This window comes from Armatimonadota bacterium (assembly GCA_031432545.1).
GTDB lineage: Bacteria > Sysuimicrobiota > Sysuimicrobiia > Sysuimicrobiales > Sysuimicrobiaceae > Caldifonticola > Caldifonticola tengchongensis.
Genome location: JAVKGX010000005.1, coordinates 51142 through 63533, shown reverse-complemented (window position 1 = coordinate 63533; position 12392 = coordinate 51142). Strand labels below are relative to the sequence as shown.

Here is a 12392-nt window from a genome sequence, read left to right as displayed (position 1 = left end):
ACTCCTACGATGCCTGACCGTAGGAGTACAGGCGCGCGGGCCGGAGTTCGACCAGGACGGCGGCCCAGGTGGGCGGCTGGCGGAACCGCTTCGCCCAGGCGGCCGCGAGCCCTTCGCCGATCTCGTGGATGTGTCGGGGATCGTGCAGGACGACCGGCCCGTTGGCGATCAACGCGCGGTGCCGTCGGCCCTCGCCTTCCACCAGGACGAGCGAGGCGTAGGGGTTGGCACGCAGGTTGCGCTCCCGCGCCCCGGCCACCAGCGCGATCCAGAAGGCTCCTCGCCACACGAGGTAGGAAACGGGCGCGGCTTGGGGTCGCCCGTCCGGGCGCGCCGTGGCGAGCACCGCGTGGCGGTGCGACCCGAGGAAGTCGGCCATGCGCCGTGCGTCCATCGCCCGGGATGGTGGATAGGACTGGCGGATCCGCGGTCCCGCCCGGGCGAAGCTGCGCGCTTGCACTTCGAGCAGCGGGGCGACATCGTCGGGCTCCAGCGCAGGCCGACTCATGCCCGACCTCCCGACGCAGAGGCTCGGAGCCGCCGGACCAGGAACGCTTCGATCGCGCGGTTGACCTCCTCCGCGTCGTCGCGCATCAGGAGGTGACGTCGCCCCGGCAGCTGGAGGCGCTCCGCACCCGGAATCGCATGCGCGGTCTGTTCCAGGTATCGGACGTGCACGGTGGGATCCCGGTCGCCGTACACCACCAGTGCCGGCACCGACAGCCGACCCAGCGTCCGAGGTCCCGACCAGCCCACCAGCGCCTCGCGGTAGCAGCGGTGGAGGACGTATGCCGGCGCGGCGGCCCGGTCGCTGCCCAGCGGCGCCAACAGCGCCAGCAGCGGCGCGGGCAGACGCAGCACGAGCCGCCAGCGCAGGCGCAGCCGAAACCGTGCGGGAGTCGCGATCAGCACGATCGCCTCGACGCGCTCCGGCGCCGATGCCGCGAACTCCGCGGCGACCGCTCCGCCGAAGGAGTGCGCGACGAGCACGGCCCGCCCGACGGCCAGCGCATCCATCATGGCCGCGAGGTCGGCCCGGAAGCGGTCGATCGTGTAGCCACCGGGGGGGCGTTCCGATCGACCGTGACCGCGGAGGTCGGGGGCGATCAGGCGCGCGCGGCCGTAAAAGTGCGTCAGCTGCCGCTGCCAGTGCCCTGCCTCGCCCCCCAGCCCGTGGACGAACACCATCGTTCGGTCCGGCTGGCCGCCGGGAACGTCCACGACCGACAGCGTCACCGTCCCGCCCGCTCCACCCACCCGAACCGCCTTGCGATAGACTTCGACGTCCATGGGAGCAGCTTTCGTCGGCAGGCGGACCGCGTCCTTGCGACGCATTGGCCGCGTGGGGCGTACGCTAAACTGGACGAAAAGCGAGGAGGGCTGCTCATGCGCAGATGGATGTCCAGCAGGGCGAAGGCGATCCCGGAGTCGGTGTTCCTCCTGATGGACCGAGCCAAGCAGGACGCGGCCCAGGCGGGGCTCGAGATCATCGACCTCTCGCTGGGATCGAGCGACCTGGGGCCGCCGCCGACCGCCCTCGAGGCGCTGCGCCAGGCGCTCGACGACTCCTCGACCTACGGCTACACGCTCCGCTCGGCGACGCTCCCCTTCCTCGAGGCGGCATCCCGCTGGTACGAGCGTCGGTTTGGACGCCGCTTCGATCCCAAGCAAGAGATGCTGGCGCTCATCGGAAGCCAGGAGGGCATCGGCCACCTCCTCCTTGCCATCACGGATCCTGGGGATACCCTGCTGTTGCCGGCGGTCTGCTACCCCCCGTACTGGGGAATGGCCGCGATCGCCGGCCTGCAGACGTATCCAATCCCTCTCGGTGCGGACGGGCTCGCCGACCTGTCTGCAATCCCGGACGCCGTGGCGGAGCGGGCCCGGGTCCTGCTGCTCAACTACCCGAGCAACCCCACGGCTGCGGTGGCCGACGACTCCTACTTTTCCCGCGCCCTGGCCTTCGCCCGGCGACACGGCCTGATGCTCGTGCACGACAACCCCTACGTCGACATGGTGTTCGACGGCCGCGCGCCCTCGCCGCTGGCACTGGTGGGACCGTACGACCACACCGTCGAGTTCTTCACGCTATCGAAGTCGTACCACATGGGCGGGTTCCGGTTGGCCTTCGCAGTCGGAGACGCGGAGACGATCGCGGCCCTGGAGACCGTCAAGGCGGCGCTGGATTTCAACGTGTACCTGGGGATCCTCCGCATGGGGATGGCGGCCCTAGAACAGCCCGCCGATTGGGTGCGTTCGCGAGTGGAGGTCTTTCGCGAGCGGCGGGACACCCTCGTCGTCGCTCTGCGCGAGGTCGGGTGGGAGGTCCCGACCCCGCAAGCCACGATGTACCTGTGGGCACGCGTGCCCGGCGAGGCGGACGACGTCCGGTTCGCGGTCGAACTCTGCCGCCGGACCGGGGTGGCGGTGTCGCCCGGGCAGGGGTTTGGCCCGGGCGGGCTGGGGTACGTCCGGTTCGCGCTCGTGCAGGATCCGGCAAGACTGCGGGAAGCCGCCCGGCGCATCGGGACCGTCCTCGCGTCTGCGGCAGGGCGATAGAAAACACACCCCGCCGCCACGCCGATCAGCGGCGCAGCCCGCGGCCCGCACCGGCGGGCTGGTGCACTGCTCCAAGCAGTTCCGATACAGCGCCGCGCTGGCCGTCCCGGCGTGCCAGCGCCCGGCGCGCGGCCTCCACCTTCTGGGGGTCCAGCACCCGCCGGAGGAACTGGCCGGTGTAGGAGTGGTCCATCGCGGCCACTTCCTCGGGAGTCCCCTCGGCGATCACCGTCCCGCCGAAGTCGCCGCCTTCCGGTCCAAGATCGATGATCCAGTCGGCCGTCTTGATCACGTCCAGGTTGTGCTCGATCACGACGACGGTGTTCCCCGCGTCCACCAGCCGGTGCAGGACGTTGAGCAGACGTTCGACGTCCGCGAAGTGCAGCCCCACGGTCGGCTCGTCGAGGATGTACAGCGTCCTGCCGGTATCCCGGCGCGACAGCTCGGTCGCCAGCTTGACGCGCTGCGCCTCGCCGCCAGACAGCGTCGTGGCGGGCTGGCCGAGCTGGATGTAGCCCAGCCCCACGTCCTGTAGCGTCTGCAGCTTGCGGCGGATGCGGGGGATCGCGTCAAAGAACGCCAGCGCCTCATCCACCGTCATCTCCAGCACGTCGGTGATGTTCTTGCCCTTGTAGAGGACCTGCAGCGTCTCGCGGTTGTAGCGCTTGCCCTTGCAGACCTCGCACGGAACGTAGACGTCCGGCAGGAAGTGCATCTCGATCTGCACGATCCCGTCTCCCTCGCACGCCTCGCACCGGCCCCCGCGCACGTTGAACGAGAACCGGCCCGGGCCGTACCCGCGGACCCGAGCCTCAGGGGTCGACGCGAACAGCTCGCGGATGAGGTCGAACGTCTTCGTGTAGGTCGCGGGGTTGCTCCGCGGTGTCCGGCCTATCGGCGACTGGTCGATGTCAATCACCTTGTCGATGTGATGCCATCCTTCCACCGTGTCGTGGTCGCCCGCGCGCAGACGCGTCCCCATCACCCGCTGCGCCAGCGCGCGGTAGAGGATGTCGTCGACCAGGGTGGACTTCCCGGAGCCCGAGACTCCGGTGACCGCGCAAAAGACGCTCAGGGGGAAGGACACGTCGATGTTCTTGAGGTTGTGCTCCCGGGCCCCGCGCACGACCACCCGCTCCTCCCGCGGTGGGCGGCGGCGGGAGGGGACCGCGATGCTCCGCTCGCCGGACAGGAACTTGCCGGTGACGGAGCGTGGCTCGCGGATCACGTCTTCCACCGTGCCGCTCGCGACGATCTCGCCCCCGTCGCGCCCTGCGCCGGGGCCGATGTCCACGATCCAGTCGGCCGATCGAATCGTGTCCTCGTCGTGCTCCACCACTAGGATGGTGTTGCCCAGATCCCGCAGCCTCTTGAGCGTCTCGATGAGCCTGCGGTTGTCGCGCTGGTGCAGCCCGACGCTCGGCTCGTCCAGCACGTACAGCACTCCCATCAACCCGGAACCGATCTGAGTGGCCAACCGGATGCGCTGCGCCTCTCCGCCGCTGAGAGTGTTCGCCGTGCGGTCCAGCGTCAGGTAGTCGAGCCCCACGTTCACAAGGAACCCCAGGCGCGAGCGCACCTCCTTGAGGATCTGCTGGCCGATCCGCTCCTCGCGCTCCGTCAGCCGCAGCTCCTCGAAGAACTCCAGCGAACGACGCACGGTCAGCGCCGTGAGCTCGGCGATGTTCTTGCCGCCCACGCGTACGGTGAGGCTCTCGGGCTTCAGGCGCGTGCCCCGACACCGGGGGCAGGCCGCCGTGCTCATGTACTTCTCGATCTCTTCTTTGACGTAGTCCGAATCGGTCTCCGCGTAGCGGCGTTCGAGATGCACCACCACCCCTTCGAACTGCGTGTCGTAGATCCGCAGCGCGCCGTAGCGATTGTGGTAGCGCACGCGGATCGGTTCCTCGGAACCGTGCAGCAGAACCCGGACAAACGACTTGGGCAGTTTGCGCAGTGGCGTCTTCCAGTCCACCCCGTACGCCTGCGCGAGCGAGCGGAGCAACTGGTCGTAGTACTCGCTGGTCGACGCCGCCCACGGCACCACGGCTCCGTCGGCCAGGGACTTGTCCAGGTCCAGCACCAGGTCGGGATCGACTTCCTGCTTGTAGCCCAGGCCCGAGCACGTGGGGCAAGCGCCGTACGGGCTGTTGAAGGAGAAGATCCGCGGCTCGATCTCCGGAAGCGTCGTCCCGTGGTCGGGGCAGGCGAACGCGGTCGAGAACACCATGAGGTCCCCCGACGCGGCAATCCCCGAACTGTCCCCTTCCCTCCAGACGTGCACCAGGCCCTGGCCGAGCTTGAGCGCGGTTTCGATCGAGTCGTTGAGCCGGGAACGGACCTCCGGCTTGGCGACGATGCGATCGACCACGACTTCGATGTCATGCTTGCGGTTGCGGTCCAGTGGGATCGGCTCGGTCAACTCGTACAGCACCCCGTCCACTCGGACGCGCACGAACCCCTGCCGGCGAAGGTCCTCGAACAACTGCCGGTACTCTCCCTTGCGACCACGGACGACCGGCCCCATCACGTAGATCCGGGTCCCCTCGGGGAGGGCCAGCAGGCGGTCGACGATCTGCTCAGCGGTCTGGCGACGGATCGGGCGGTCGCAGACCGGGCAGTGCGGCTGGCCGATCCGCGCGTACAGCAGCCTCAGGTAGTCGTAGATCTCGGTTACGGTGCCGACCGTCGAGCGCGGGTTGCGGGGAGCACCCTTCTGGTCGATCGACACCGCCGGCGACAGCCCGTCGATCGAGTCGACGTCCGGCTTTTCCATCAGACCGAGGAACTGGCGCGCGTAGGCCGACAGCGACTCGACGTACTTGCGTTGCCCTTCGGCATAGATGGTGTCGAAGGCCAGGGTGGACTTGCCCGACCCCGAGATCCCGGTCAGCACCACGAGTCTGTCGCGCGGGATCTCGACGGTGATGTTCTTGAGGTTGTGCTCGCGGGCACCGCGAACGATGATGCGATCCAACGACATCGTCAGGTCTCGGCGGTCGGCGGCCCGGACTCAACCACGGCGACGTCCACCGCGGCCGCGCTGCGTGCCGCGCCGCGAATGGCCCGCAGCCTGAAGACCCGCTCGGCGCGGACCCGCGAAGAACGGCTCGCCCAGTCCTCTCTTCAGTTCCACAACCTGGTCCCGCAACCTGGCGGCCTTCTCGAACTCCAGGTTGGCCGCGGCGCGGCGCATCTCGGCTTCCAGCCGCTGGATCGTCTGCTCAAGTTCCTGGGGTGACAGCATCAGCAGCCGTGCGACGTCCCACGGCACCGTGGCTCCCTGCCGCTCCACGAGGCTGATGATCTCTTCGGCCGTCAGGATCTCGCCCGAGGCTGTGGGCCGATAGGCCTCCGCCTCCTCGGCGGCCTGCAGTTCGATCAGGTCCCGGATCGGCTTGGTGATCGATTCTGGCGTGATCCCGTGCTCTTCGTTGTGCCGCAACTGGATCGCCCGGCGGCGGTTGGTCTCGTCGATGGCCCGGCGCATCGATTCGGTGACCTCGTCGGCATAGAGGATCACGCGGCCGCCGACGTGTCGCGCCGCCCTGCCCATCGTCTGGATCAACGACACCTCCGAGCGCAGATATCCCTCGCGGTCCGCGTCCAGGATCGCGACCAGCGACACCTCCGGAAGGTCCAGCCCTTCGCGCAGGAGGTTGATGCCGACCAGCACGTCGTAGGTGCCCATCCGAAGGTCCTTGAGGATCGCCACCCGCTCCAGCGTGTCGATCTCCGAGTGCAGGTAGTGGACCCTCAGACCCATCTCCTGCAGGTAGGAGGTGAGGTCCTCGGCCATGCGTTTGGTCAGGGTGGTCACGAGCGTCCGCTCGCCGCGTTCCACCTGAGCCCGAACCTCCGCGATGAGGTCATCCACCTGGCCCCGCGCCGGCCGCACCTCGACCTGCGGGTCCACCAACCCGGTGGGGCGCACGATCTGCTCGACGACCCGGCTGGACACCTCGAGCTCGAACGGCCCCGGTGTGGCCGACACGAAGACGCACTGCCGGATGAGGCTCTCGAACTCGTCCCAGCGCAGCGGGCGGTTGTCGTACGCCGAGGGCAGCCGGAAGCCGAAGTCGACCAGGTTCTTCTTCCGGACCCGATCTCCCTCGTGCATGCCGCGGATCTGCGGCACTGTCACGTGCGACTCGTCGATGAACATCAAAAAGTCGCGCGGGAAGTAGTCGATCAGGCACCCTGGCCGTTCGCCAGGCGCCCGACCATCGAGGTGGCGGGAGTAGTTCTCGATGCCCGGGCAGTACCCAGTCTCCCGCAGCATCTCCAGGTCGTAGCGGGTGCGGAACTCCAGGCGTTGGGCCTCCAGCAGCTTGCCCTGTCGCCGAAACCACTCCACGCGCTCGTGCAGCTCCTCCTCGATCGTCCGCAGTGCCCGCTCCATCCGTTCCTCGGTGGTGACCCAGTGCTTGGCCGGCCAGACCGCGATGACGTTCTTCTCCTCGAGCACTTCGCCGGTCAGGGGATCGAGTTCGAGGATGCGGTCGACCTCCTCCCCAAATAGTTCGATCCGCACCGCCCGATCCTCGTACGAGGGGAAGACCTCGACGACGTCGCCCCGGACCCGGAACCGCCCTCGGGCGAAGTCCACGTCGTTGCGCTCGTACTGGATGTCCACCAGCCGCCGCAGGATCTCGTCGCGCGACCGGCCCTCCCCCCGGCGGACCACCAGCACCACGTCGCTGTACTGCTCAGGCTGTCCCAGGCCGAACAGGCACGAGACCGAGGCGACCACGATCACGTCGCGGCGCTCCATCAGCGCTTTGGTCGAGGCGTGCCGCAGCCGGTCGATCTCGTCGTTGATGCTGGCGTCCTTGGCGATGTACAGATCGGTCTGCGGGATGTACGCCTCGGGCTGGTAGTAGTCATAGTAGGAGACGAAGTAGCGAACCGCGTTGTGGGGGAAGAACTGCCGGAACTCGGCGTACAGCTGGGCCGCCAGCGTCTTGTTGTGGGCGATGACCAGAGTCGGTCGGTTGATCCGCTCGATGGCGGCGGCCATCGTATATGTCTTCCCGCTGCCGGTGACGCCGAGCAGGGTGGTGTAGCGGTTTCCGGCCTCGATGCTCTCCACGAGTTCAGCGATGGCCTTAGGCTGGTCGCCCCGCGGGGGGAGATCGGTCACCATCCGGAAGTCGGGCAACGCTTTCCTCCAGAGGTTCAACACTTCATTATACCGACCCGATTCCGCTGGCCTCCACCCTAGGGGGTTGAGGTGTGTCTTGCCCGCCGGACGGATCGGGAATGGGGATCAGACGTTCGGTACTATACTACGAGGCAGGTGAGGGTGTCGCGGACGCCGGGCACCGTCTGCACACGCGCGACCACCATGTCGCCCAAGGCGGTGATGTCGTCGGCCTCCGCGAAGCAGACGATGTCGTACGGACCTGTGACGACGTGGGTCTGACGGCAACCTGGGATCCGTGCAATCGCGTTCGCCGCCTCCCGCGCCTTGCCGGGTTCCGCCTTGATGAGCAGGATCGCAACGACCGCCTTCATCCCCCACCTCCCGGGTGTTCCACAACCGGTGCCCGATCGGCCGGCACGCCCCCTGGGGGCCGTACAATCAAAGTACAACGATCGGACGTCCCGAGCCTCCCACGCCGTTGCGCTGCGAGACGGGATCTGGAGCACCGGGAATGAGTCGAACACGGCTGGGCGGTCTGTTGGTGCTGGCAGGCATCTTCCTTGCCGTCGTCGTCCGTCCGTATGTAGCGGACTACGCGCCCGGCTACGGTCACTTCGGCGAGCAGGGGGTGGTCTTGATCATGCGGTGTGAGGCCGGTCCCCGGCGTACGACCCGGTGGCTGCCCGGCCTGTGGGATCCGCGTCCGATCGTCCAGGAAGGACGCGCCTACCGCTGGTACTGCGACCCCACGTACGTACCTTACAGGCACGTGGCGGCTGGGGCCATCTTCCTGACCGCCGTGGGTGCCGGCGTACTGGTCTGGGCCAGAGTGCGATGAGCGGACCGGCACAGGTCTAAGACGCACCGCAGCGGGGTAGAATAATGCGAAAGAGTCGGGCACGAAAGGGCACCCCGTCCGCGAGGGCGGTCCGCAAAGCCACGGGGCTGGTGCGCAGCCAGCCAGCCGGGTTGCCGAAGAGCCGGACAATCGCCTCCGCCGGGGGGCGTCTTTCGTCGCCGGGCGGAGGGCGCCGTGGACCCACTGGGCACGGGCGAGTTCTGGGGCGGTGTGGCCGTCGGTGCGCTGGCGGGGCTTGCGTTGCTGGTGCGCTGGGTGGCCTACGGTCGGAGGACGGGGGCACGCAGCTCCTGACCGTGTGCGCCGGTCCCCACGCGGTGCGCGCGCCGATTCGCAGGCGCGCACGGGATCGGGGTGGGGGCCGCCCGAAGTCCGCCTACGGGGTTGGGGTGCCAGGATCTCCGCCGCCGCAGAACGTGCAGCCGTCGCCGAAGTGGGACTGGCTGCTGACGATCAAGTTCGTCCCCACCAACCGCACCGATCGGAGCTTGAACCGGACCGGCCAGTCGTCCTGCGTCAGCAGCGGGTTGTACCGCCGTTCCATCTCACGCAGCAAGGGGTCGGGGACCGGGAGGCCGTTCACGCGCAGTCGATCCACGTAGAAGTACAGCTCCGGAGTGTTGCCGGCGGCGAAGAAACCACGCAGCTCAACGCGCGTGGGAACGCCGCCCAGCGGCACGGTTCCCCGACCGTGGAGATAGCCGTCCTGGGCCCACAACCGGATGTCCTTCCAGGGGTTTCGCTCCACAAAATAGCGTTCCAGGTTGGGCAGGCTGACGCGCATGTGGATCGCCGTGTCCCGCACGCCGTCGACCCGGAACTCCCCCGCCCGCAGGGCCTTCGGGTTGAAGCTGACCCCCACCAGGCGCGTCCACGCCTCGTCGATGCGCAACCCGCCCTCCGCCAGGGTCGCGTTCGCCGCGTACACGCTCACACGCGCGTAGCCGCCTTCGTACAGATCGGGGACCACGTCGACCCTGAGGACCTCGGCGTCGCGGAAGAAGGTCGAGACCGCACGCCGCACCAGGGGGTCGGCGGCTCCGGACGGGATTGTGCCCCCCAACAAGAACGCCACAACCAGCAGCCCGGCGCCGAGTGGTCTGGTCATGGGAGACCGAACTCTCAGGCGGGTTCGCCGGCCATGTTCCACGATCGCCTCCCAGCCACGGGCAATGGGATCTTCAGACTGTCAAGTAGCAACACCCGTGCCACCGCGGGGATCTGTGGAGCGGGAGACGGGAATCGAACCCGCACCACCAGCTTGGAAGGCTGGAGCTCTACCATTGAGCTACTCCCGCGTGGTGGGCGGGGAAGGATTCGAACCTCCGAAGGCGTTCCGCCAGCTGATCTACAGTCAGCTCCCGTTGGCCGCTTGGGTACCCGCCCCGCAGCTCACATGCGATTGTAGGAGCAGCTCTGCGGCAGGGTCAAGACAAGCAGGAGGCAGAGGACGCACACTCAGAAGATCGTTGGCGTCTTCGTTCCCCCCTCAGCCTGGAGGGGCGACGACACCCGCTGGGGCAGACTCGCGGATACGCTGGCCTCATGGGGTGTCAATGCGGCCTTCACCGAAGGCGACATGTATCCTCTCCCGCTGATCGAGCGCTGCCGTGCTGTCGGACTGCGCTGGTTTGCCGGCATCCGTTTGTTCTGCGACCCGCACGCGCGCGGCGTACTGCGCCGGCGGCCGGAGCTTTGGCCGATCGGCGAGACCGGAAGACGCCAAGTCGTATCCGACTGGTACGTCGGCGTGATCCCCACGGACGCGTCGTACGTACGTGAGCGAGGGCGATCGGCCGACCGCGTGCTGTCGCTTCCCGTCGACGGGCTGATGCTGGACTTTTTGCGCTGGCCAATGTGCTGGGAGCGCGAGATCCGACCCGGGGCGGCCCGGTCGATCCAGTACAGCTTCGACGACATCTCCGTCCGGCGCTTCCAGGCCGATACGGGCCTTCCGATCCGGGGGGCGTCCACAGCCGAGCGCGCCCGGTTCATCCTCGCCCGTCACCGCGGTCTGTAGGAAGAGTGGAAGTGCCGCGTGATCGAGGACGTCGCCGCAAAGTTCGCTGCGCTGGCCAGGCGACGTCGCGGACGGACGTTCCCGGTCGGCGCGTTCGTCGTGCCGCTGCGGCGCGCAGAGAAACTTCGTGCCCGCACCCGCGTCTTGGGCCAGGATCCGGTGCGGCTGGCTCGGCACCTGGACGTGATTGCTCCCATGGCCTACCACGGGGCGGTCGGGCGACCGCCTTCGTGGGTCGTGGACATCCTCGAGGCCTTCGCAGGAGAAGTCGGCCGGCCCGTGCTCCCCGTGCTCCAGGCCGATGCCCCCGGTTGGGAGACCGTCTGGGAGGCTGCGCTGAGCCACCCCCGTAGCCTCGGCGCCGTCGCGTTTCACTACGGCACGCTGGTGCCCGATCGCTGGAAGGCACTGGCACGTCGCGGGGGCTGACAGGGTCGGCACGGGCGGGAGCGGGACCGACTCCTCGCGAACTCTCGTTCATGCGCCCCCCGGCACCCACCGTCTCCTTCACCGAGGCGCTCTGTTTCTGGGTCAAGTTGGGCTTCGTGAACTTCGGCGGGCCGGCGGGCCAGATCGCGCTGATGCACCGCGAGCTCGTCGGCCGCAAGCGGTGGGTCGGCGAGGATCGCTTCCTGCACGCCCTCAACTTTTGCATGATGCTCCCCGGTCCGGAGGCCACGCAGCTGGCGATCTATGTGGGTTGGCTGCTGCACGGCGCAGCGGGCGGCCTGGCGGCAGGAGTTCTGTTCGTCTTGCCGGGTTTTCTGGTCATGCTGGCTCTGTCGTGGATCTACGCGGTGCACGGCAGCGTCGCGTGGGTCGCAGCGGCGTTCTTCGGGCTGCGCGCCGCGGTGATCGCCGTCGTGGCCGACGCCGTCGTGCGGATCGGGGCTCATACGCTGCGCCGCCCATCGGCGGTCGGAATCGCTACGGCCGCGTTCGCCGCCATCTTCTTCTTCAAGGTGCCCTTCCCGGCGATCGTGATCGGTGCCGCTCTGTGCGGATGGATCGCCAGCCGGCTGTGGCCGGCCGCACCCTCCGCCGACGAGACCGACCACCCGGAGCAGGACGCGCTCAGGCCGCCGAGCGGGCCCAGCCTGCGCGGCGCTGCGAGGACGCTGGCCACGGGGTTGGTCGCATGGTGCGGACCTTTGCTGGCGGTCGCGCTGTGGCGGGGCTGGCAAGACGTGCTGGCACAGCAGGCAGTGTTCTTCAGCAAGGCCGCGGTGGTGACCTTCGGCGGCGCGTACGCGGTGCTGGCCTACATCGCCCAGGCGGCCGTCGACTGGTTTCGATGGCTTCGGCCAGGCGAGATGCTCGATGGGCTGGGTCTGGCGGAGTCGACACCCGGTCCTCTGATCATGGTCACGCAGTTCGTCGGCTACCTGGGAGCCTACCGCCATCCCGGGGATTTGGACCCGGCCACGGCGGGCTTCTTGGGTGCCGCGGTGACGACGTGGGCGACGTTCGCGCCGTGCTTTTTGTGGATCTTCCTCGGCGCACCCTTCGTCGAGAGCCTCCGTGGACATCGCGCCCTGCAGGCCGCGCTGGGGGCGGTCACCGCCGCCGTCGTCGGCGTGATCCTCAACCTGGCGGTGTGGTTGGGGATCCACACGCTGTTCGGTGACGTCGGCGAGACCGCCTTCGGTCCGCTGCGGATCCCCCTGCCGCAGCCCCACAGCGTCGACGGGCTGGCGGTGACGTTCGTCCTTGTGGCGCGCTGGGCGCTTGTACGCCTCCGCATCGGCGTGGTCCCGCTCGTGCTGGCCGCCGCGGCCGGGGGTCTGGCCGTCCACTGGGTCCTGTGA

Annotated in this window: 11 protein-coding genes, 2 tRNA genes and 1 riboswitch; of the genes, 5 read left to right on the top strand and 8 right to left on the bottom strand. The window is 68.5% G+C overall.

Annotated features, from left to right (window positions below; translation table 11 throughout):
• Positions 1–4: 4 nt before the first annotated feature.
• Positions 5–508 carry a pyridoxamine 5'-phosphate oxidase family protein gene (locus tag QN163_06800; protein ID MDR5683715.1) on the bottom strand — a complete coding sequence of 168 codons (504 nt, stop codon included), beginning with the start codon at positions 506–508 and terminating at the stop codon, positions 5–7.
• Positions 505–1290 (bottom strand): alpha/beta hydrolase, encoded by a 786-nt coding sequence (locus QN163_06795; protein MDR5683714.1) that lies wholly within the window; start codon positions 1288–1290, stop codon positions 505–507. Before QN163_06795 ends, QN163_06800 begins: the two co-directional genes overlap by 4 nt.
• A 96-nt stretch (positions 1291–1386) precedes the next feature.
• Between QN163_06795 and QN163_06790 the strand changes: the two genes are divergently transcribed.
• On the top strand, positions 1387–2559 hold the full coding sequence (locus QN163_06790) for an aminotransferase class I/II-fold pyridoxal phosphate-dependent enzyme (GenBank protein MDR5683713.1): 1173 nt from the start codon (positions 1387–1389) through the stop codon (positions 2557–2559).
• A 25-nt stretch (positions 2560–2584) separates the two neighbouring features.
• On the opposite strand, the gene uvrA is transcribed toward QN163_06790, so the two are convergent.
• From uvrA to QN163_06775, 3 genes are all read right to left on the bottom strand, one after another.
• Positions 2585–5542, bottom strand: coding sequence for an excinuclease ABC subunit UvrA (gene uvrA, locus QN163_06785; GenBank protein ID MDR5683712.1), 2958 nt, complete (start codon positions 5540–5542; stop codon positions 2585–2587).
• 30 nt (positions 5543–5572) lie between these two features.
• A complete protein-coding gene (gene uvrB, locus QN163_06780) occupies positions 5573–7720 on the bottom strand; it encodes an excinuclease ABC subunit UvrB (protein MDR5683711.1) in 2148 nt (715 codons plus the stop codon).
• 122 nt (positions 7721–7842) lie between these two features.
• A complete protein-coding gene (locus QN163_06775) occupies positions 7843–8076 on the bottom strand; it encodes an Lrp/AsnC ligand binding domain-containing protein (GenBank protein ID MDR5683710.1) in 234 nt (77 codons plus the stop codon).
• A gap of 140 nt (positions 8077–8216) precedes the next feature.
• On the opposite strand from QN163_06775, the gene QN163_06770 reads away from it, so the two are divergent.
• Positions 8217–8543, top strand: coding sequence for a hypothetical protein (locus QN163_06770; GenBank protein ID MDR5683709.1), 327 nt, complete (start codon positions 8217–8219; stop codon positions 8541–8543).
• Positions 8544–8601: 58 nt separating this feature from the next.
• Positions 8602–8682, top strand: a riboswitch (cyclic di-GMP riboswitch).
• Between the two features lie 258 nt (positions 8683–8940).
• Here the strand turns inward: QN163_06770 and QN163_06765 are convergent.
• The 3 genes from QN163_06765 to QN163_06755 form a co-directional block, all read right to left on the bottom strand.
• Entirely contained in the window at positions 8941–9672 is a 732-nt protein-coding gene (locus QN163_06765; protein ID MDR5683708.1) for a hypothetical protein, read from the bottom strand.
• A 116-nt stretch (positions 9673–9788) separates the two neighbouring features.
• Positions 9789–9862, bottom strand: a tRNA-Gly gene (locus tag QN163_06760).
• 1 nt (position 9863) lies between these two features.
• Positions 9864–9950: transfer RNA gene (locus QN163_06755), tRNA-Tyr, on the bottom strand.
• A 193-nt stretch (positions 9951–10143) separates the two neighbouring features.
• Here QN163_06755 and QN163_06750 point away from each other — a divergent pair.
• From QN163_06750 to chrA, 3 genes are read left to right on the top strand one after another with little or no spacing between them, the layout of a single operon-like run.
• Complete coding sequence (locus tag QN163_06750; protein MDR5683707.1) at positions 10144–10584, top strand: hypothetical protein; 441 nt, start codon at positions 10144–10146, stop codon at positions 10582–10584.
• A gap of 18 nt (positions 10585–10602) precedes the next feature.
• Complete coding sequence (locus tag QN163_06745) at positions 10603–11013, top strand: hypothetical protein (GenBank protein MDR5683706.1); 411 nt, start codon at positions 10603–10605, stop codon at positions 11011–11013.
• Between the two features lie 50 nt (positions 11014–11063).
• Positions 11064–12392 carry a chromate efflux transporter gene (gene chrA / locus QN163_06740; GenBank protein MDR5683705.1) on the top strand — a complete coding sequence of 443 codons (1329 nt, stop codon included), beginning with the start codon at positions 11064–11066 and terminating at the stop codon, positions 12390–12392.